General features: G+C 59.0%; 17 protein-coding genes. 7 read left to right on the plus strand and 10 right to left on the minus strand.

What is annotated here, in order from left to right; all coding sequences use genetic code 11:
* Positions 1–3: 3 nt before the first annotated feature.
* The 4 genes from IH881_03970 to IH881_03985 all read right to left on the minus strand — a co-directional run bounded on the left by IH881_03970 (position 4) and on the right by IH881_03985 (position 4,375).
* Positions 4–1,794, minus strand: coding sequence for a PAS domain-containing protein (locus IH881_03970; protein ID MCH7866829.1), 1,791 nt, complete (start codon positions 1,792–1,794; stop codon positions 4–6).
* A complete protein-coding gene (locus IH881_03975; GenBank protein ID MCH7866830.1) occupies positions 1,791–3,596 on the minus strand; it encodes a PAS domain-containing protein in 1,806 nt (601 codons plus the stop codon). The genes IH881_03970 and IH881_03975 overlap by 4 nt, the downstream gene beginning before the upstream one ends.
* A gap of 147 nt (positions 3,597–3,743) precedes the next feature.
* Entirely contained in the window at positions 3,744–4,019 is a 276-nt protein-coding gene (locus IH881_03980) for a DUF4404 family protein (GenBank protein ID MCH7866831.1), read from the minus strand.
* Between the two features lie 167 nt (positions 4,020–4,186).
* Positions 4,187–4,375 carry a hypothetical protein gene (locus IH881_03985; protein ID MCH7866832.1) on the minus strand — a complete coding sequence of 63 codons (189 nt, stop codon included), beginning with the start codon at positions 4,373–4,375 and terminating at the stop codon, positions 4,187–4,189.
* A gap of 448 nt (positions 4,376–4,823) precedes the next feature.
* Here IH881_03985 and amt point away from each other — a divergent pair, with 448 nt between their 5' ends.
* Positions 4,824–6,212, plus strand: coding sequence for an ammonium transporter (gene amt, locus IH881_03990; protein MCH7866833.1), 1,389 nt, complete (start codon positions 4,824–4,826; stop codon positions 6,210–6,212).
* 106 nt (positions 6,213–6,318) lie between these two features.
* Here the strand turns inward: amt and IH881_03995 are convergent, their stop codons facing one another.
* The 3 genes from IH881_03995 to IH881_04005 are packed head-to-tail and all read right to left on the minus strand — an operon-like array spanning position 6,319 to position 10,257.
* Positions 6,319–8,445, minus strand: a complete 2,127-nt coding sequence (locus tag IH881_03995; GenBank protein MCH7866834.1) for a sulfatase-like hydrolase/transferase — start codon at positions 8,443–8,445, stop codon at positions 6,319–6,321.
* The gene (locus IH881_04000; GenBank protein MCH7866835.1) at positions 8,442–9,914 is read right to left on the minus strand and encodes an SAM-dependent methyltransferase; all 1,473 of its coding nucleotides are present in this window, start codon (positions 9,912–9,914) and stop codon (positions 8,442–8,444) included. Before IH881_04000 ends, IH881_03995 begins: the two co-directional genes overlap by 4 nt.
* Entirely contained in the window at positions 9,892–10,257 is a 366-nt protein-coding gene (locus IH881_04005) for a hypothetical protein (GenBank protein ID MCH7866836.1), read from the minus strand. Before IH881_04005 ends, IH881_04000 begins: the two co-directional genes overlap by 23 nt.
* A gap of 274 nt (positions 10,258–10,531) precedes the next feature.
* Here IH881_04005 and IH881_04010 point away from each other — a divergent pair, with 274 nt between their 5' ends.
* The 4 genes from IH881_04010 to IH881_04025 are packed head-to-tail and all read left to right on the plus strand — an operon-like array spanning position 10,532 to position 14,825.
* Positions 10,532–11,713, plus strand: coding sequence for a M20 family metallopeptidase (locus tag IH881_04010; GenBank protein MCH7866837.1), 1,182 nt, complete (start codon positions 10,532–10,534; stop codon positions 11,711–11,713).
* Positions 11,685–12,677 (plus strand): TraB/GumN family protein, encoded by a 993-nt coding sequence (locus IH881_04015; GenBank protein MCH7866838.1) that lies wholly within the window; start codon positions 11,685–11,687, stop codon positions 12,675–12,677. Before IH881_04010 ends, IH881_04015 begins: the two co-directional genes overlap by 29 nt.
* Positions 12,678–12,726: 49 nt before the next feature.
* On the plus strand, positions 12,727–13,707 hold the full coding sequence (locus IH881_04020; protein ID MCH7866839.1) for a DUF898 domain-containing protein: 981 nt from the start codon (positions 12,727–12,729) through the stop codon (positions 13,705–13,707).
* Between the two features lie 38 nt (positions 13,708–13,745).
* Positions 13,746–14,825, plus strand: coding sequence for a M48 family metallopeptidase (locus IH881_04025; GenBank protein MCH7866840.1), 1,080 nt, complete (start codon positions 13,746–13,748; stop codon positions 14,823–14,825).
* A gap of 32 nt (positions 14,826–14,857) precedes the next feature.
* Here the strand turns inward: IH881_04025 and IH881_04030 are convergent, their stop codons facing one another.
* The 3 genes from IH881_04030 to IH881_04040 form a co-directional block, all read right to left on the minus strand.
* Positions 14,858–15,550, minus strand: coding sequence for a TetR/AcrR family transcriptional regulator (locus IH881_04030; protein ID MCH7866841.1), 693 nt, complete (start codon positions 15,548–15,550; stop codon positions 14,858–14,860).
* A 131-nt stretch (positions 15,551–15,681) separates the two neighbouring features.
* On the minus strand, positions 15,682–16,488 hold the full coding sequence (locus IH881_04035) for a hypothetical protein (GenBank protein ID MCH7866842.1): 807 nt from the start codon (positions 16,486–16,488) through the stop codon (positions 15,682–15,684).
* Entirely contained in the window at positions 16,488–17,297 is an 810-nt protein-coding gene (locus IH881_04040; GenBank protein MCH7866843.1) for a GNAT family N-acetyltransferase, read from the minus strand. The genes IH881_04035 and IH881_04040 overlap by 1 nt, the downstream gene beginning before the upstream one ends.
* On the opposite strand from IH881_04040, the gene IH881_04045 reads away from it, so the two are divergent.
* On the plus strand, positions 17,296–18,678 hold the full coding sequence (locus IH881_04045) for a cyclic nucleotide-binding domain-containing protein (protein MCH7866844.1): 1,383 nt from the start codon (positions 17,296–17,298) through the stop codon (positions 18,676–18,678). The genes IH881_04040 and IH881_04045 overlap by 2 nt on opposite strands.
* Positions 18,675–20,369: an FHA domain-containing protein gene (locus tag IH881_04050; GenBank protein MCH7866845.1), complete on the plus strand. Its 1,695-nt coding sequence runs from the start codon at positions 18,675–18,677 to the stop codon at positions 20,367–20,369. Before IH881_04045 ends, IH881_04050 begins: the two co-directional genes overlap by 4 nt.
* Positions 20,370–20,417 lie beyond the last annotated feature (48 nt).

Genomic DNA, 20,417 nt, shown 5'->3' on the forward strand with positions numbered 1-20,417 from the left:
ACTCTACTCGCTCGCGTGCTCCGAAACAGCACCTGGATCGATTGCAACGGCGGGGCCGCTGGGTAGCACCAGCGTAAATTGAGTGCCCCGCCCCGCTTCAGATTCAACGCGCAGCTCCCCGCCGTGATTGCGGACGATATAGTGGGAAATCGCAAGACCGAGACCTGTCCCGTGGCCAACGGGCTTGGTGGTGAAAAATGGATCGAAGATGCGCGCGATCACATCTGGCGATATTCCAATGCCGTCATCTTCAATGGAAATCCAGACCTCACTCCCATGCTGCCAACTCGAGAGTTGAACTCGACCGGCGCCCTCGATTGAATGAAAGGCATTGACCAACAGGTTCACCAGCACTTGTACGATTTCGCCCGGCATACAGAGAACAGGCGACAAGTGCTCGAAATTTCTCTCCACCACGATCTCGGAACTCGCTCGAGCACTCGCGATCCTCACGGCATCTTCGATCAAGTCGTTGAGGTCTGCGGCTTCGACCGGACCCGATGCTCCCGATGCAAAACCTCGTACGTCGCGAACGATGGCTTCGATCCGATCGACCCCCTCGAGGCATTCTTCGATCAACTCCTCTCGGTCGACGACCAGGTCGGCGAGTTTTACCGACGATTCGCAAGTGCTCGCGGCCGCGTCCAGGCATCCGATCTGCATTTGCATCCGTTCGAGATGGCTTCGCATCTCCTGAATCGGCTCCCGGATCTCCTCTGCGATACTCGCCGCAAGCCCACCCACGGTAGCCAGGCGATCCGATGCCAGGAGACTGCCGCGCAGCGCCGAAACCACTCGCAGATCTCGGATCACGAGGGCTACGCTGCGAAGGTTTCCGAAGGGATTGTGCATCTGGGTAGGTGAGATCAAGACTGGAATGGACTCACCGGTTCGCGTCACGAGATCGCATTCGACCGCATCTGTCATACTGGTGAGATCGACATCGAGCGACGGCGCAAATTGCGCGAACGCAGTGTTGCGAACATCGTCCTGGGTGCCCCCAACCATGCGTTCAAAGGCCGCGTTCGCGATACGGACTTCTCCGTTCGCGCGCAACAGGACCACGCCGCCTCCCAGGGCGTCGAGTATTTCTTCGGCGAACGTACCCGGCGCCATCAGGGAGTAACCGTAGCGCTTGAACTGGTGGAACACGGCGCACGAAACCAATACGGCGCTCGTACTGCCAAGCGGCGGGAACGGCACGCCAAGAGTCGGAAGGATGATGTCAGTGACCGTTGCGATGCCCAGGACAGTGAGCATGGCTCGAATCAATGAGGACCAAACTCTGCTCTGGCCGACCTCGACGGAGCTCGAGAGGATCGCCCCCCAACTCACGAAGACATAGACGGCGGGAGCGACGAGGGTCGCATACAAAAACAGGAAGTAGGGATCGAGCTGGGTCTGGAGTCCCCAGGGCACCGATATCGTTCCGACCATTCCCCAACCGGTTGCGCAGTGGGTCAAGAAGGTCAGACCACTGACGGCGTAGGAAACCCGGACGAGGGTTTTTGCAATGGGCCGGCGCTCGCCCGCGAGTTCTGAAAAGATGTGCAGGCAGGCGGGGCCGAGCATCATCCACGATCCCGTGGTCAGACGAATGATCTGCGCGGCGACGATCGGGTCCGGCTGCAGGCTCCAGAGAAATTCACCGAGGGACCAGATGCCGATCAGCGCGGGGACGACCGCCATCAGCCGGTTGATGCGCAACCCGGGGTCGCGGCTGAAGATTGAACACGAGAGAATCGCCGACGCGAGACAGGTGAATAGCTTGAGGATGCTGAAGACTTCGCTCACGAAGTCCCTCCCCGAGACGAAGCCTCATGATCGATCTCGTCCAGGTCCGAGACAGAATCGCCAGACGAGTCAACGGTGCTCGGCAAAAAAACCGAAACCTTGGTGCCCTGCCCCAACTCCGAGCTGAGATGAATGTCACCACCGTGCTGACGCACGATTTGATATGCAACGCAGAGATCGCGTCCGGAATCGGAATCGCCACGACCGGTTGCCGGATCAAATATTCGCTCTACCTGATCCGGCGTGAGGCCCCGGCCATCGTCTTCAATCTCCAACGAGATCGTGTCGCGCAAAGCGATCGTCGTCAGACGAATCGTACCCGTCCCGTCCAACGAGCGCGCAGCACTCAGGATCAGATCGAGCAACACCTGCTTGATATCTTGCCCTGCGCACTCGATCGGCGGAAGATCGCCAAACTCGCGCACCAGGGTCGCCCGGGTGCGCAACTGCGGTAGTGCGATACGCACCACATCCTCGATCAACTGGTTGAAGTCATTCATTTGTCGACCGGTAGGACCCATGTGCGAGAAGCCGCGCACTTCTTTCACAATCGACGCAACTCGTGAAATGCACTGAAGCGACTGCCCAATCAAGTGATGGCCATCGAGCAGGTCTTCGGGAACTTTGGCCGGTACCAGTTCGCTTCGCAAAATCTCCATGATGCTTGCATCGTTCTTGTGCAGACTGTGAAGGTTGCTCTGGATGAAGGCGATCGGATTATTGACCTCGTGGACGACCCCGGCGGCGAGTTCACCCACCGCAGCGAGACGACCCGCGGCCACGAGTTGACGCCGCAAGCGCACGACTTCGCGAAAATCACGGACCACGCACACCGATCCCAACTTCGATCCACCACGATCTCTCAAATCCGATCGCGTAACCAGAATGGGAATCGACGTACCGTCGCCCCGGCACATCGCGGCCTCCGATTCGTCTCCTCCATCCGGAATTTCGTCGAGCGAGATTCCCAACCGATCCACCATCAATTCACCCGTAAGGTCGTGGGGCGGAATCAATGCGAGTTCAGAAAGCGTCGCGTTGGCCGCGCAAATTCGTCCGTCGCAATTGACCAAGGCAACGCCATCGGAAAGGGTGTCGATCATTTCGCGCGCAAACGAACTCGACGGGGGAGCGTACTCACCGAGAGCCGACGACAGAACCCACAGGACGGCACCGAGAATCGTGACCGAGAGCGCACCGAGGCGCGGCACCGCGATCTCGAGTAGCGGTGCCAAAACTTCAGTCATCGGGATGACTGCGAGCAGTAGTGTCGCGATCAATGCAAGTACGCGACCATCGCTCGGCTCCACTCGAGTCATCAAGCGTGTGCGAGTGTGGAAGAAGAGAAAGGCAGAGAGAACACACACCGAAGCGGGAACAAAACCCAAGGCGTACAGCGGGCCGAGCTGCGTCATCCATCCCCAGTGGGTCCAGCTGACCCCCGAGATCAGCGCGGGAGAAAGAACGCCGGCCAGAGCCACGATGGCAACGTAAATCCAGGTGGGAACGAGAATTGCCGAGTACCGCCGCCTGAGGTCATCGTTCTCCTCGAGCAGGAGTTGCAGGGCGAGTGGTGGCAACGCGAGAATGGGCAGCAGCGAAACACGAACGAGCAGCAGCGCGGCCACCTGGCTGGCCAACACATGGGCCAGCAGGTCGCACAGACTCCAAACCGCTGCGCAGGCGAGAATTGCCGCCGCAACCCGACTGCGTCGGGCGCTCGGATCGCGCGCAATGATCGCACTGGTCATCGCACTTGCGCCGATGCAGGCGACAAGCGGAATCAAGACGTAGAAATCCATCAGAAGCGGCTACTCCCCGCTCTCTACATCGCCTGGAACCGCCAACCTCTTGATCGAATGAGAGAATTGGGCACGGGCAGCCGCGGTCTTCCAGCCCCATGGCAAGCCTGGAACCACAGTGGAGAGTTGCCCTTGCCGCGCAGGCTGCTAGATCCCCATCTCGCTGAGAGAGTCGGCCACCCGGCCAATCATCTTCGTGAGTTCGGGGTGGCGATCTTCAAATCGCGCAATGGCTGCGCGCAGGCGCCCGCGTAGGCCGTCGGGCTGAGCCTCCGCGCCGGAATCGCCCAGGGCGTTGCGAATCTCTTCGATCGCAGATGCCAGTTCCGCCCTTTCGCTCTCTTCGAGATTCTCGGTCGTCCCAAGTGCCTCGTGCAGATCGTGAATCGCGTCGTGAAGACTCTGCTTGGATTCTCCGGTCACACGTCACTCCCTCGCCGTCGCGCTTCTGCTCTGCCGCTTCGACTGAGCTTAGGATAACTCACACCCCGGCGATCAGCGGAGGCAAATTGCGACCCAGGCGCAACAAGGGCCGGAGAGACTAGCTCCACCGGCCCTAGATTCGACGCGCAAGCTCAACAAAAAAATGCTTACGCCATGATGTCGATGATGCGACCTCGCTCCGGGCTGTGGTTTGCGTTCTTCGCAATCTCCCCCGCCTGGTCGAGCAGCTTGTTCATCGCCTTTCCTTCGGCCCTCGCTGAATCGTTTGCTTTCCGGATGGTTTCAACAGCGATGCTTGTCACTCGACCGCCGTTTCCAGTAGCTCCGATTTCCATGGAAGCCCCTCCCAGCTTTTATTTCGTCCTCCGAAGCGGTGGCATGAGATATTGAAAACCTGAGTGCAATCGCCAACGGCAACTTCCAGCTCGGCCGCCTGGAACCCGACCGGCCAGGTCTTGCTGCCACTCAGTGGCTGCTGCATTGACGGTCACTGCTGCTCATCGCTTGAGCAGCAGTGAGCCGAAATCGGCGCAGCCCGCCAGCACAATATCGGCCTCGGCCACTCTGGGCGGGTTGCAGCTCATTTAGGGGCCCAACCTCCCTTGGCACGACCGTTGCTAACTCCCAATTCAAGGAGACAGATGCAGCTGCCCATTTCCGGGGAGATGCCTGGTGAGGAGTCGGACCCAACCAACGTCAGTTTCGACAGCGAGAAGACATCACCGCGGCCACCCCGAACCCAATTTTGAATTTCTGAATCATGAACATGGAGGACGAGAAAAAATGACATCAAGACTGCTCAGTGTGGGAGGCGCGGCGGTTGTGGCGCTGGTGCCCGCGGTCGCGCTCGCTGACGACGGAGTCACGGCCGGCACCTTCGTGGCAAACAACGTCTGGATGATGATCGCCACAGGCCTTGTATTCGTCATGCACCTTGGCTTTGCCATGCTCGAATCTGGACTGGCGCGCGCCAAGAACACCATCAATATCTTGTTCAAGAACGTATTCATTGTCTGCGCTGGCTTGATCACGTACTACGTGGCGGGCTTCAACCTGATGTACCCGGGCGAATTCAACGGTTTCTTCGGGTTTGCGGGCTTCGGTCTCGGCGCTGGCTTTGAAGCCGGAGCGCAGACCGCAGGCTACGCCGACGGTGGCTACACCTATTGGACGGACTTCCTCTTCCAGGCGATGTTCGCCGCAACCGCCGCGACCATCGTTTCGGGTGCGGTCGCCGAGCGCATCAAGCTCAAGTCTTTCATGGTCTTCACCCTGCTTTTCGTGGGTGTGGTCTACACGGTCGCGGGATCCTGGAAATGGGGTGGCGGCTTCCTGGATGCCATGGGCTTCTACGACTTTGCCGGTTCGACCCTGGTTCACAGTGTCGGCGGCTGGGGAGCGCTCATCGGCGCCCTGCTGCTCGGGCCACGCCTGGGCAAGTACGCCAAGAGTGGCGCCATCAATCCTCTACCCGGTAGCTCACTCCCGAGTGCGACAATGGGTGCCTTCTTGTTGTGGCTCGGTTGGTTCGGGTTCAACGGTGGCTCAGTGCTTTCCGCAGACCCGGAGCTCACGTCGCTAGTGCTCGTGAACACGTGCCTCGCCGCCGCCGCCGGCGGTCTCGGTGCCATGATTGCCTTCACGTTCATCTCGTCGAAGCCCGACCTTACGATGGCGCTCAATGGCATCCTCGCGGGACTCGTCGGGATCACCGCGGGTGCAGACGTCATGACGCCGAACACCGCCGTGATCATCGGTCTTGTGGCCGGAGCGATCGTGGTATTCGCAGTCATCGGATTCGACCGGATCAAGATCGACGACCCCGTTGGCGCGATCAGTGTTCACCTGGTGTGCGGAATCTGGGGGACCCTCGCGGTAGGGATCTTCTCTACGAACCCCGAGCACTCCTTCTTGACCCAGCTGATCGGCGTTGTCTGTTACGGTGCGTTTACCGTGATCTGCGCGACGACCATCTTCGTTGCCATTCGTGCAACGATGGGCTTGCGAGTCGACGAACAAGATGAGATTGAAGGGCTCGACCTCAGCGAGCACGGTATGCACGCTTATGACGTACAACCGGGCGCCAATCAGTTCGATGCGCCCGCGGCCCCTCTCGGCTCGGACGGCTCAGCCATACGCGCCCCGGAATCCGTATTGGCAACCGAAAGCTAACAACGGGGACTCTCGTCCCGGAAGACACGAGGGGCCGGCAGCGCTTGCGCTGTCGGCCCTTTGTCTTGGTAATGGCGTTGGGTATGTCGTTTGGTTTGTCGTCGGACTAACGCCGCACGACAGCAAAGGACTCCAGGCCGATCGCTCGAACGTTGTAGTCCTTGTGTTTCTTCACGAAATCATAGGGGCGGTAGGCGTCTTGCAATTGCAGACGCAGTTCGAGCAACTCGTTATGCGACGCCGGGATCTCTACGCGATAGCTTCCCTTCTTGTCGACGATGAACTCCTTGAGCAACTGGTCTCGCAAATAGACATTAACCCTCTGGCGGCTCTTCTCTGCCACGAAGTCAGCGGGCTCGATCTCCATCACCAACGCGAGAGGCTCGTCGCTCTGGACGACGGGAATACTGAGATAGACATTCCTGCGGCCGCTCCACACTATGCCTCGGCGGTTCTCCGGAATCATGATTGAACTCCATCCACCGCCCAGGTAGTACGGCTTGTCCACCAGTTCCACGGTATCGCCGAGTTCCACAGGATCGACCCGAATCTCCTCGCCTTTCTCGGTGATGATCGTTCCGGTAGGACGCCACGACGACGCCAGCCATGAGTGCCCCCGCACTTCGATCTCGGCCAGCGCACTCAACGTTCTGCTCAAGTAATCGTAGAAGTAGCGCGGCTCCCCGGCGTGGCGGTCGAGGACTTGTTCCACAGTGCCACCGGCGTTTACGTTAGCCACGATTTCGGGCAAGTAGCGCATCGCGATCGGCTCATCCGATATCTTCAACGCTCCGCTGGCGCCAAAAGGTTTGATCATGATCAGAGGCAAACCGGCACCGTACCCCGTTGGTCTCGCGCCATCGGGGAACGGCAGGTCGCCGAGTTTCACGTCCACGTAAGCGCCGTGATCGGCGAGCACGACGATCATCGTCTGGTCGAAGATCCCCATGCTGCGCAGCTTGTCGAAGACGCGAACGAGGGACCGGTTGTAGGTCTTGGCAAAATCGACCACGTTCTCGAAGCTGAAAATCCTGCGATGTGGTTCGAGATTGTCGTCGAGCAACAGCGGCGGATGCAGACCGATCAATCTCAAGAACTTGAAGCTGGGTCGATCGAGTTCCACGCTGGCCCGCTCAGAGAATTGATCGAAGTAGTCGAAGTCGTGGTAGCTAAACGGCCGCTTCCCTTTCCCGTCGCCGTCCTCTTCGGTAGCGGAGTCGTCAAAAAAGAACTGGCTGACGAGTAGATTGCCCTCGTCAAAGACTACCGACTTGAGAATGTAGGGAACCGCGCGCAACAGGTACGCGTCGAAGACCGAAGCCAGACCTTTGACGTTGTGGTCAAAATTATTGGTATCCAAAACGAGATTGTCCGCGATCTCGCCCGCGGCGTTTTGGTAAAGGAACTTCATATTCGCGTAGAGTTCTACGTTCCAACCCTGTGCCTTCAACACCTTGGGAATCGAAGTGTCGGATTCCAGACTGGTCCGAGCCAGTGTCTCGATTGGGGCCTCGTGCCGATAAACTACGCCGGTCAGCATGACCGGAATGCTCGGCGTCGTGCTTGGAAAGGAGGATGTTGCGTTTCGGTAAAAAGTAAACCCGGTCATATGTTCCCGGGTTTTGGTGTCCTGCAGCGTCTCACTGAAAATGTTCGACTGGTAGGTATCCACCATCACGAAAAGAACGTTCTTCTCCTTGGAGAAGGAGTACTTGTTGTCCTCCATGACCTGGAAGCTCGGGAGGCGATCCTTTGCGTTGAAATAGTGAGGAATCGCGTCGGCAGCCAGGAACAACAGCTGACAGACCACGATGTAGCCGCAGAGCAGCTGCAGGGAAACTCGACTTCGGGTGGCCAGGAGATAGATCACCGGCACAGCCGCCACCCAGATCAAGAGATCGAGTTGGTCGATGGCAAAGAATGAAAACACTTTGTCGCGGCCGTCGAGTACACCGATGTCGAAGGGTATGAGGCTATTCTGAATGAAAATCGCGGCGGAAATGGCCACCATCGCCACTTGAAGTGGCTTTGCCATTCGGCGCGGCACCATGATTTGCACCACCGCCAGCGCAAGGATCAGCAGCCCCGCCACCAAGCCGTAATACATCGCAGCGGTCCCGAGACTGATCCGGAGTTCGGCAGCGTTTTTGATGAAAACCAAGAGTGGTCCGAAGAACAAGACGGTCAACCCGAGGGTCATCGCCGGCACGAGTGCAGTGGCTGTTTTCTTCACGACGTACTCCGACCCGTATCAGCGCTGGGGCTTCCTTTTTTTCGTTTCAGCAGATAGAGAATTCGATCAGAGCCGCGGATTGGAGAACTCTCCAGTGTTTCGAACCATTCGGAAAACGCCGCTTCGAAACCTTCGCGGGTGTAACCGGGGAAGACGTCGACACGAGTTGCAAGCAATGTCTTCACCTTGGCATCGCTCTTGGGGACGAACTCGATCACGAGATGGGGGGCGAGTCGAGCAAAGTAGAACGCAATCTTTGACAGGGGAACGTTGTTCGAGATGGCGATGTGGTGCACCAACGCCAAAGCCAGAACCATGTCAGCATTGGCCCGCTCTGCCAGGCTCGACCGTTCATCGTGTGCCCAGCCGATCGAAGGTGAAGGGTTCACGAGATCGAGGCGTAAAGGCAGGAGATTCTCTTCCTTGTTCTTTCGCACCATCCGGTAGTTTCGTTCGACACACGCGGGGTCGACGTCGAAAGCAATGACTCGGGCGCCGGCCGTTGCCGCAATTCTGCTGTAGACACCCGTATTGGCGCCAAGATCCCAGACACAAGCGGGGTTCAAGCGCTCTACGTATTGCGCGATGAGGGATTGCTTGTGGGCAAGCGAGTCCTCGCTGTAGCTATCCCCCGAGTAGTACTCCGCCCATTCGGTTCCCTTGGGCGTCCAATCCAACTTGCGCACCACCGCTCGAAGATCCTCGATCAGATTGCCCAGGGCCTTGCGCGAAACCCCTGGGCCGTGGGCTCCTGCATTTTTCCGATCGGTTGCTTCGGCGTCTGCACCCTGCTGACCCGCAGCTTCGTAGCTGCGTTGGTAGCGGGCGTGCATGCGGAGATGCATGAACAGTCCCCAGTTCAGCCAGGTTCGAGCGGGGAGCAGCGAAACGGCGAGATCCAGCGGCACCCCGTCCAATTGAACACGCATCAAGTCGAGCAGCCGCACATCGCGCCTGGCCATCAATGCAAGGGGCGCGAGAAAGTGCTGACAAAATTGTCGATAGCCCACCCAAGGACGACCTTCTTCGTAGCGCTCGAAAGAAAGCGTGTCGATCATCACTGGGCCGCTCTGCCCAAACTGAATGTTGTACGCGGAGGCGTCTTTCAAAACCATGTCGTGCTTGAGCGCGAGCTTCTGCAGGCGCAGGGTGAGCAGGGCTGCGTCCTTGAGTTGGCTGAAGCACCACTCGTAGGGATAAGAAATGAACGGGACGCGATCGGGCAATAGCGTCTTGTAGTAATTGGAATTGGAATCGACACCGTCTGGGGGATCGACTTCGCTGTGCGCGACCAACAACCCCTTCGAAGTCAATTCTTTGTAGAGGCCGGATGACATCAAATGGTCATAGTCGTCCCGGTAGGAACGGTTGACCTGCCGGTAGATGCGTCCGTCGTGCTCGAAGACGAATCCACTCGGATCGCGAAAGGACGCGCCAATCGCCCGATCAGACATCGTTGTGTCGGGCATCCTCTTGACGGCTGGTGTCGTCATTATCATCGTCGTCGGTGTAGTCGTCGTTGGATCTCGCCGAGCCCATTCCCAACATACTCCTTATCTTGGCCCAGTACAGGCGAACCGTGACAGCGATTCCCGCGAACATGGCGATCAACGCCTGGACGACGAAGCTTCCCGACCCGGGATCCAGATAGGCGAGCCGGACTTCCTCGAGAGCAGGCGACTCTGCAAACGCCAGAGCTGTGCCGGTCAGACCGAATGAAGCAATGAGCGAGACTCCACAAATGAACCCACCCAGCCAACTGAGGCCACGACCTTCGCTCTTCCTTTTGCGCATGGCGCAGTTCCCCTGCATGGTGCTTCTCCGTCCGCCGAACGATTGACCTCGATGTCATGCGAGGCAGATTGATTTAAATTGCGCACAATACTAGAACAATCTGCAGCTACCGTGTCGGCATTCGCGCGCCCCCGCTTTAGTTTCCTGGGCGCCCCCCAACCCATGATCTCGCCTTCCGGAACAATCCTCCGCCAACGCTTTCTCTGGAGCGACAGGCCGTTACACTTCGTCGCAGGAGGATTTCTTTTTGTCGGACTCACCCCCCGCAACCGATCCCAATGAATCGAGCGAACTGACAAAATTGAAAGATCGGGTTTGTGCGTGGATCGATTCTCGCGCTGATGACCTGCTGCACGTATCCCACCAGATCCACGCAAAGCCGGAACTCGCATTCAAAGAACACGCGGCGTGCAATCTGCTGGTAGAAACCCTCCGCAAAGCCGGGCTCGAGGTGACCACCCCGGCTGGGGGCCTCGAAACGGCCTTCTCCACGACCTTCGGTTCAGACGCCGGCGCTTGTGTTGCGCTGCTAGCGGAATACGACGCTCTACCCGAGATCGGTCACGCTTGCGGACATAACTTGATCGCCACCGCTGCAGTGGGCGCGGGTCTCGCCCTCGCGAGCCTCGAAGCCGAGCTACCCGGTCGAGTACGCGTGATGGGAACACCGGCGGAAGAAGGCGGAGGTGGGAAAGAGATCATGATGCGCGCAGGCGCCTTCAAGGGTGTCGATTGCGCGTTGATGATTCATCCCGCGGGTTTCAACCTCGGCGCCATGCCTTGTATTTGCAAGACCGATATCGAAGTTGTGTACCGAGGCCGGGCGGCCCACGCGGCGGCGGCTCCCGAACGCGGGATCAACGCCCTCGATGCCCTGGTGATGGCGTATCAATCAATCGCACAATTGCGACAGCACATCCGCCCGGACGAACGCATACACGGGATCATCACCAATGGCGGGCAGGCCCCGAACATTGTTCCCGAGGTGGCAGCCGGAACGTTCTTCGTGCGAAGCCCACATCGGAAGGGTCTCGAACTCCTCCGCAAACGTGTTCAAGCCTGCTTCGAAGCCGGAGCGCTGGCTACAGGGGCCGAATTGGAATTCAAGTGGAGCGAAATCGATTACCTCGACTTGCGCAGCAACGCTCCGCTAGAGGAAGCTTTCCGAGCCAACGCCGAACGTCTGGGCCGAGAGTTCATCCCCGCAGATCTGATCCCGCCCATGATGGCCGGCAGCACCGACATGGGAAACGTCAGTCATGAATTCCCGGCGATACACCCGATGCTCGCCGCCGCGCCCATCAACGTCAGTATCCACAACCGCGAGTTTGCCGACTACGCACGGGGCGAGATGGGCGATCTGGCCGCTCTCGACGGTGCGAAATCCCTGGCGATGACTGCGCTGGACTATCTCCACGACCCGATCCTTAGAGAGCGGACGCGGAATGTCTTCGAGCAAAGCCAGGCGCCCTGATCCGATGAACTCGCCTCGCTCGCTTGCCCTTGCCGTATTGCCAGTGCTGGGACTCTTGCTGGGCGCGGCGCCGGCAACCTTTGCCACTTCAAAGCCCGGGGTCGAACGCGCGCATCCCATTTTCTGGCAGGTTGATGCCCAGGCGAAAGACGGCGAATCGAGGGCGGGACGGTTGTATTTGCTCGGATCGATTCACGTGGGTCCAGTTGGAGGATGGCAGCTACCCCAGTTCATTCTCAAGCGGTTCGATTCTGCAGCGGCGTTGATCGTTGAAGTGGACATGCGAGCGGGTTCGCCCGAAGAGCAGGACAATGCGGTGCTCCAACACGGCCTGCTTCCCGGTGGCGAATCGATCCAGAACCACATTTCGCCTGACCTCTATAGAGCACTCGGAAAACATCTCGCAAAGTCGAATCGATCACTGGCGAACATCAACCCTTGGCAGCCCTGGATGGTCGCCACCATGCTGCTCACCTACGAACTCGAGCAACTCGGTTATCCAACGGAAGCCGGGCTCGATCTGGACATGATCGCGCGGGTCAAAGACAACCAACGCATCATCGGTCTCGAATCCATGGTCGAGCAATTGAGTTTTCTCAGCAGCCTGTCGCCCTCGAACCAGGAACTGATGCTCAAAGACGTACTGCTCCAGGCAGACAACATCGAAAAATATTTCATTGAACTGAAAGAGGCGTGGCGCTTGGGGGATGAGGCAAAGCTCGAAGAGGTGCTGTTTCAAGAACTCAAAACCAACCCCGAACTCGCGCCATTCTACGAAAGCGTAATCTACGGACGCAATCAGACGATGTGCGATCGCCTGCAGAAGCATCTCGAGGGGGGTGAGACTTTATTTGGCGTCGTCGGCGCCTACCATCTGGTTGGAGCCCGCGGAATTCCGATGTGCCTGGCCAAGCGCGGCTATCGAGTCAGGCGACTGCGAGAGCATCCTCTCGCCGGGCGTTAACTCCCAATTTCTCATAGATGATGCGGGTTGATCTCGCTATTGTGTCGGCATGTCAAATCTCGCAAGTGACCTGCTGGAAGATCCTCGAGCACAATTACCCACCATTTATCGTTTGAAATTTCATGGCAACGGAGGAAGTTTCTTCCTCATCTTCCTGAAAAACATTTTCTTGACGATGATCACGTTTGGCATCTACCTGGCCTGGGCAAAGACCGAGCGGCGCCAGTACGTGTGGAACAACACCAGCTTCCACGACCAGCCCTTTCTCTACACCGGGACGGGCATGGAGCTCTTCAAGGGCTACATGGTCGTGAGCGCGGCGTATATGGCCTTCGTCGGAATCCCCGCCCTACTCGAAACGATCTCCCCCACGGCATCGGAAGTCGCGGTGCTGGTGATGGCCGTTGGGCTCCTGTTCGCGGCCCCACACCTGATCTACCGCTCTCGTGCTTTTCTATACAATCGCACCATATGGCGAAGCATCCGCTTTGGCCTCATTCCCGATTCGAGCGATTACGCGAAGACGTTCATCAAAGGCGTCATTTTCAGTTTCCTTACCCTCGGTCTCTACTCGCCTGTCATGAGCAATCAGCTCTACAAGATCATGACCGACAACACGCGCTTCGGAAGCCTCGAATTTCACTACGACGGCAGTGATCGCGTAGTGTTCTGGATGGGCGTGAAGGCCGTATTCTTCTCGCTGCTGACCGGCGGGCTCTACTACTTCTGGTACAAGGCCAAGCTCACGCGCTATCGGATGGAGCATACCCGGGCCGGCGAATCTGCGATGCTGGCGAGTGAGATCTCCGGTGGAGACCTGTTCCTTCTATACATTCTCAGCACCTTTGGAGTCATGCTCACCCTCGGCCTGGCCTTTCCGTGGATCACCATGTATGCGCTTCGCCTGATCGCGGAGCGGACTCGCGCCGAGGGCATGATCGACTTTGACGCGATCGAACAGCGCAGCCGAGACGCCGGCGCCACGGCCGACGGGTTTGCCGACATGCTCGATCTCGATCTGGGGATCTAACCGTTTCGCCCCTCACTCCGCACTGGCAGGGCGGGTTCATGGATGGCCGCAGCGCGACCTTGCACTCGGTCACCGTCAGCTTCGACGGCCTCTTCATCATCGTTCGAGATCTCGCGGACGGCCGTGAACTTGCGCGCTGGGTGTTGTCCGAAGTGCGGGCGAATGCCCTGCAAGAGCGCGACATCGTTCATCTCCAGACGACAGCCGATCCCGACGCGCTGCTGACGTTACAAGGCGCTGCGACGATCGCCGAACTCACGCAATTGGGCATCGCGACATCGGGCCTTCCGAGAGGTTCCCGAAACAGGCTGGCGTTGGCGGCCGGGTGTATCGCCGGAATTGCCGCGCTCAGCACGCTAGTCTGGATCTTCATACAGCCTCTCTCCAAGGCCATCGCTCACCGCATCCCCCTTGAAGTCGAGCGCAGCGCGGTGGGCGGCGTAGAGCAGCGCCTGTCGTCGAGTTATTGCGAAAGCGACGCGGCGATCGATGCGCTGGCTGAACTCGCGACACGCTTGCTCGGCGAATCCCATGAGCTTCCACCCATCCACATCCTGAATCTCGAAATTCCGAATGCTTTTGCGTTTCCAGGGGGCACCGTGGTCCTGACTCGGGGCCTGACCGAGCTAGCCGAGGGACCTGACGAAGTGGCCGGGGTCCTCGCGCACGAACTCGAGCACGTGCGGCAGCGCCACGTGATGGCGGGGGTGGTCCGCGGCGCGCTGCTCTCGACGCTCTGGGCAGTCAGCGTCGGAGACTACACGGGCATGATGGTGATCGACCCCTCGACGGCATTCCAGATCGCCACCCTTAAGTTCTCCCGCGAAGATGAAGCCGAGGCCGACCGCGGCGCAGTCGAAATGCTTACCCGTGCGGAGATTGGGACGGATGGCCTGGCCAAGTTCTTTGAGCGTCTCGGGTCAGGAGAAGGAGGAGACGTTCCCGAGTGGCTTTCGAGCCATCCACCCTCCAAACGCCGCGCTGAAGCCACCTCCCAGGTCATCCAGACCCATCGCGCAATCCGACCAGCCCTCTCCCCTGAAAAGTGGCAAGCAATCAAACAAGCCTGTGAGGACGCCCCCGCCCCCAAAGTCTCCCTGCGCGACCTTTTTCTATAGAGAGGTAATAGAGGGAATCGAGGTCGTAGAGGCTAAGACTCCAACCCTTCAAACAGAATATTGACCCCAGCCTGAATCGACTTCCGACATCCCTCTGCCGAAACCAACCCATTGGACCAGGCAATCCGCGCACCCAGCGTGATATGAAACAAAGCCTGAGCAGCTTCCAGCACGTTGACCTTGGCTGAGAGATCCTTGTTCTTGCGACCCATCTGCAAAATTTCCGCCAGCAACCCCATCGTGCGGTCATAGAGTTTGAGAACTCTCCGCGAAACCCTCGCCTCGGGACGTGTCGTCGATCGCAGCGCGATCAAACTCAGGTCGCGATCGCGGGTCAACAACTTGTGTTGCACGTCGAGGAACAGGCTCACGCGTGCACGGGTCGAAAGACTGCGGTTGTCCGCTTTGCGAAATTGCGCCCAGGCGTCTTCTTGCAAATCCGCCAATTCCTCGATCAGCAACTCTTCCTTGCTTCGTACATGGCGGTAGATCGAGCTTGCACCCATCCCCGCCTTGGCGGCAATTGCGCGCAGGGTGGCACCATCAAAACCTTTTTCTCGGAACAAAGAGAGCGCGGCCGCTCGAATTCGCGCGCGGCTCTTGCGTCCACGGACCAGGCGGCCGTCATCGTCGCGCAAGGGAACCCGGCTGCGAGTCTTGGAACCCGCACGGCGTTTACTGGAGGGGTTTGCAGCAGTATTGGACGAAGCCGCAGTCGATGTCATCTAGGCGAACAGAATCGCATAGCCGGTACACCGACGACAAGGCTCAATTCAATTCTTCGCGATTATTGTGTTATTTCAGACTGGCCGGAAATGGCCACTAGCCTGTAACCATTGGCTTAAAAAGGACTTTTTCAGCGCAAGGATTCTGGCTTTTCGAGCCTGTCCCGAATCAGGCCCATCGTCACCGCGGCGTACAGACCGTCTTCGACGCGCTCGTCGTAGGAGTATTGGACGTTCATCACTCGCTTGCCGTCGGCGCGCTCGTGAATCTTGCCAATGATGCCAAACGCCGAACACGTCCCGTATTCCCAGAGATGGTGATACCCCGCGTCGAGTCCCACCGAGCCCAGGTTGGCGATAAAGACCGAAGTAAAGAGCGGGTCGTCGTCAATCATGGACTTGGGCAGCATGCCCATCATGTTCATTTTGTGAAGCACCCAGATCCCGAAGCGTATGGCGAACACGGGGAACACCAACGCGACGTTCATCTCGCGATCGCTCTGGGTAACCTCGCCGCCCCGGCGTTTGCGCAGGCGACCCATGATCGAGTCCACCATCTCTTCGAGGCTCTCGTCTTTGGGGAAAATACGCTTTACGGTGTGTAGCGGCGCGCCGTCTTCCATTTTCTGCTTGGCGCTAAAGGTGATGGCCACGTGGTTGCGCTGCCAGAGTCGCCCACCTGCAACAAAGCGATTGACCCCGGGACGTTCGTGAAACGAGATCGCCAGCGATCGCAGATAGAGATGGAACAACGTCATGCGGCGTTTTTCGTTTCGCCCTTCGTTGTAGCGGTCGACAAAAGCCAGGGCCTCGTCGACCTCGATCTCGGTCGTGTACAAGACGAGCGAGTCGTTGCGCCGGGGCGACACGAATGGCATGAACGCGCGCAGGCGCGACAAATCCTGAATCTTCTCTCCGTCGGGCCGTTTGCCAAACATCAGCTGCTCTCCTCACTACCTTCCTTGTTACGTGCTGGACGCGTCATGCACCAGATCGGTCTGCCAAACGCCTTCAATTCGCGTCCGACTTCGAAGCCCGCGGTCTGGTAGAAGCCGACCAACTCGCTGCGGTCGGTTTCGAGATAGCTCGGCATGGCCCGCGCGTCTACATCCCGTAGCCAGAGATTGAGCAGGGCCCGGCCAAGGCCGCTGTGCTGCCGCTCAGGGTGGGTCGCAAGCAGAGCCAGATAGCAGTGGGGTTGCTTGGGGTGGTGGCGGTCGAGGAGGCGGTAGAGCTGTCCCCAGCGCCGAATGATCCGAAATCCCTGCCCCCAGAGACAACGCAGCTGCATTGCGATTGGCGGCGGAGCACTCGGATACCCGCCAGGGTCCAGCGATAGCAAAATTGAGGCTATTTCACCTCGAAATGAATCTTTGCTGGGATCTGGGGACTCGAGAACGACTCGCCTGAATGAGTAGCGGCGCGAGGCCGCAAGAGTCGCCGCCATTCCGTAGGAATTTACCTCCAGTCTACGTGCGCGATCGCGCTCGATCACGGCGCGATTGATCGGGTTGTCGCGAAACGCCAGCGCCAGCAGAGACGCGGCCGCCGGTTCCAGCTCGGGGCCCAGGTCCGCGAGGCGGTGCTCCGGGCCAAAACCATCGGGTTCGGCCGCCAGAGAGGGTTCTGTTGGTTTCGGAAAGTTCCCAGCTCCTGCCACGCCCCGCACGCTAGCAGCCCGGATCGAACCCAGCGGATCTCCTGCGGCGGTCAAGCCCGAACCCCCAGAGAGCGATAAGAAGCGCATGGCAGCAGAGTCCCTTAAAAAGCTTCGGGCCACGGCCTCGATGGCATTGCGCAACGGCGACTTTGAACAGGCAATTGCCGGTTACCGCGAACTCGAGCAACTCGAGCCCCAAAACCCAATCTGGTGTCAGCGGCGCGCCGAGATCTACGAGCGACAGGGACTGCACACCCAGGCGATCAACGGCTTCGGATACGCGCTGGGGATTGCGATCGACGCTTCTGAGATCATCACAGCCATTGCGCTCTGCAAACAGATCCTCGAAATCGACCCGAGTCACAGCGCGGCACTCGAACGTCTTCACTCGCTTTGTTCAGATGCTCAATGCCCGCCGGAAGCGCCTGCCCACGCAGCGCCCGTGCTCAGTCCCGAACCCGAACTCGATGACGCACCTCTGGAAGAAATGTTGTTGACCGAGGCCGTGTCCGGCAGCTCTCCCGATGTTTCCAGTGCCGATCTCGACGACCCGGGGATCATCGAAATCCCACTGGTTTACGAGGCACCGCGCCAGTATCTCTCTCCGCCAGATAACGCCGCGCCTCCAACTGCGCGCGAACAACTGATGAACACACCGCTGTTCGGTAGCCTCGACGCCCGCAGCCTCAGCGCTTTGATCAAGCGCGTCAAGATCGTCTCACTCGACGAGGGCGAGGTGTTGTTCCGCCAGGGCGACTCGGCCGACACGCTCTATGTCGTCGCCGACGGAGCAGTGGTCCCGATCGCCGAGGGAGAGTCGCGCAAGAAACTCGCAGTGCTCGAGGCTGGCTCGTTCTTTGGCGAGATTGGCCTGATGACCAACCGCCGACGCAACGCCACCATTCAGGCGATTGTCGAAAGTCGGCTCCTCGCCATCGATCGTAAGGCCATGTGGGGGCTGATCCGCAGGCACCCCGAGGTGCTCGAAGTCATGTTGTGCTTCTTGCGCGATCGACTGGTCGACCGCTTGATCCGCACGAACCCACTGTTTGGATCGTTTCCGGCCAACCAGCGCGCATTGGTCGCCAAACAGTTTCGGCTTCTCGAAGTGCGCAGCGGGACCTCGTTGATCGAACAAGGGCGCGTCTCCGAGGATCTGTTCGCGCTGCTCGCAGGCTCGGTTCATGTCATCAAGATGGATATCGATTCCGACAAGGTGCTCGCCGTTCTCGAACACGGATCCATCTTTGGAGAAATGTCGGTGCTCGAACAGTCCCCGGCAATCGCCACTGTCGTTGCGCAGACGAAGTGCTGGGTGCTGGCTCTGTCCCGGGACAAACTGGTGCGACTGATCGCGAACAACCCTCAGGCCGAAGCCGTCATCAAAGAGATGGCCGAAGGCCGCGAAAACCAGAACGCAAACCGCAGTAAGACCCCCGTCGATCTGGACGGGGGTGAGGCTCCATGAGCCACCGCCGCGAACAAGGCGAGACCGAACCCCCAGGCAAGAAGATTCTACGACTCACCTATCGAGTCGGGGACCGGGACGAAATCGTCGAATCCGAGTCGAGTTCGCTTGTCATCGGTCGGGCCAGCGATGCCGACGTGCAGATCAAACACGAGAGCGTCTCCCGACATCACGCCAAGATCGTGCGCAGTGATCGCGGCTTTGAAGTCGTCGACCTGAACAGTAAAAATCACGTCAAGCTCAATACGTATCGCGTAAAGCGCGAGTGGCTTCGCAACGGTGATCGAATCGATGTCGGGGCAGCTCGCATCTACGTTGAAATCATTGACCGGCCGCAGTCCAGCCCTGCAAACGTGGTTTTCGAAGAAACCGCGCCAGAACGGCCGCAACACACCGAGATGATCCACGTCAACAACATGGACCTGTTGATGAACTCGTCGAGCGATCTGCAGGGAGTTCCGAACTGGAACTCGAAAGCCAGTTGGCCGAAGAACGACGCGAACGATGCGTCTGCAGGCCACGACGTAAGTAACTTGCTGCGGCTGGTGAGCGACGCCGCCGAAGCGCTTTTGAGCTGCGATTCCCTCGATCAAACCCTCGATCGCATTCTCGCTCTCGTGTTCAACAGCCTGCCGGTCGAGCGCGGAGTAATCTGTTTCTACGACGAATCCAACGACAAGATCATTCCCAAAGTCATGCGCACCCTCGACGGCCGCCCGGACACCCAGATCATCATCAGCAACAAGATTGCCCGCAGTTGCATCAGCGAAAAGCGGGCGGTCCTGGTCAAGGACGCGCTTTCGGACAATCAATTCGGCGGCGCCGACAGCGTGATCCTGTTGGACATCCATTCGGCCATGTGCGCCCCGCTCTACCGCGACGGCCGGGTAATCGGAGTCATTTACGTCGACCGCACCTCACCGCGAGATCATTTCAAAATCCACGACCTTCAGGCCCTGAGTGCCTTGGCGATCCTTTCAGCGGTCGCGGTGGAACAGGGAACCTTGCGCGACGACATTCGCCGAGAACAGGACATCCGCGCAAAGCTCGCTCGCTACTGCGCACCGGCCGTCGTCGACCGCATAACCCGAGACTCGGACGCGGTCCAGCGAGACATGGTTTCGGATGAGGGCGAGGTGAGTGTGCTCTTTGCCGACCTTACCGACTTCACCGCCATGGCCGAAAACTTGCGGCCAAGTGAAGTGATCCGCGTGCTCAACCAGATCTTTGAGCGGTTGAGCGAGGCGGTCTTCGACTACGAAGGTACCTTGGACAAGTTTCGCGGCGACGGCATGATGGCGTTCTTTGGCGCACCACTCGCACAACCCGACCACGCCGAGCGAGCGGTGAGAGCAGCACTCCGCATGCAGGCTCTCCTGGCAGACGTCAATGCCAACACCAACAAGGGTCGCTTCATTTCCATGCGTATCGGCATCAATTCGGGACCCGTGGTGGTGGGCGACATCGGCTCGCCGCAGCGCAAGGACTACACCGTGATTGGTGACGTGGTGAACATCGCCAGCCGGCTCGAGTCGTCGGTGGCTCAGCCCGGGCAGGTCGTGATCGGCCCGAGAACGTATCGCCAGGTCGCCCCGCTGTTTCACTGCGAAGAACTCGAAGCGGTGCGGCTGAAGGGCCGGATCCGCACGGTCAAGCCTCACCTGGTATTGGGCCGCCGCAACTCCTCCTGAACCGACCCGAACGGACGTGAGATGGAGGCTGCCCGCGCAGGCGCTACC

The sequence above is a fragment of the Myxococcales bacterium genome (genome assembly GCA_022563535.1).
Lineage (GTDB): Bacteria > Myxococcota_A > UBA9160 > UBA9160 > UBA4427 > DUBZ01.

Coding starts and splice junctions, on each gene's coding strand:
- IH881_03975 (MCH7866830.1), bottom strand. CDS start 3,596: ATGGATTTCTACGTCTTGATTCCGCTTGTCGCCTGCATCGGCGCAAGT.
- IH881_03985 (MCH7866832.1), bottom strand. CDS start 4,375: ATGGAAATCGGAGCTACTGGAAACGGCGGTCGAGTGACAAGCATCGCT.
- amt (MCH7866833.1), top strand. CDS start 4,824: ATGACATCAAGACTGCTCAGTGTGGGAGGCGCGGCGGTTGTGGCGCTG.
- IH881_04000 (MCH7866835.1), bottom strand. CDS start 9,914: ATGCCCGACACAACGATGTCTGATCGGGCGATTGGCGCGTCCTTTCGC.
- IH881_04005 (MCH7866836.1), bottom strand. CDS start 10,257: ATGCAGGGGAACTGCGCCATGCGCAAAAGGAAGAGCGAAGGTCGTGGC.
- IH881_04015 (MCH7866838.1), top strand. CDS start 11,685: ATGTCTTCGAGCAAAGCCAGGCGCCCTGATCCGATGAACTCGCCTCGC.
- IH881_04020 (MCH7866839.1), top strand. CDS start 12,727: ATGTCAAATCTCGCAAGTGACCTGCTGGAAGATCCTCGAGCACAATTA.
- IH881_04025 (MCH7866840.1), top strand. CDS start 13,746: ATGGATGGCCGCAGCGCGACCTTGCACTCGGTCACCGTCAGCTTCGAC.
- IH881_04030 (MCH7866841.1), bottom strand. CDS start 15,550: ATGACATCGACTGCGGCTTCGTCCAATACTGCTGCAAACCCCTCCAGT.
- IH881_04035 (MCH7866842.1), bottom strand. CDS start 16,488: ATGTTTGGCAAACGGCCCGACGGAGAGAAGATTCAGGATTTGTCGCGC.
- IH881_04045 (MCH7866844.1), top strand. CDS start 17,296: ATGGCAGCAGAGTCCCTTAAAAAGCTTCGGGCCACGGCCTCGATGGCA.
- IH881_04040 (MCH7866843.1), bottom strand. CDS start 17,297: ATGCGCTTCTTATCGCTCTCTGGGGGTTCGGGCTTGACCGCCGCAGGA.
- IH881_04050 (MCH7866845.1), top strand. CDS start 18,675: ATGAGCCACCGCCGCGAACAAGGCGAGACCGAACCCCCAGGCAAGAAG.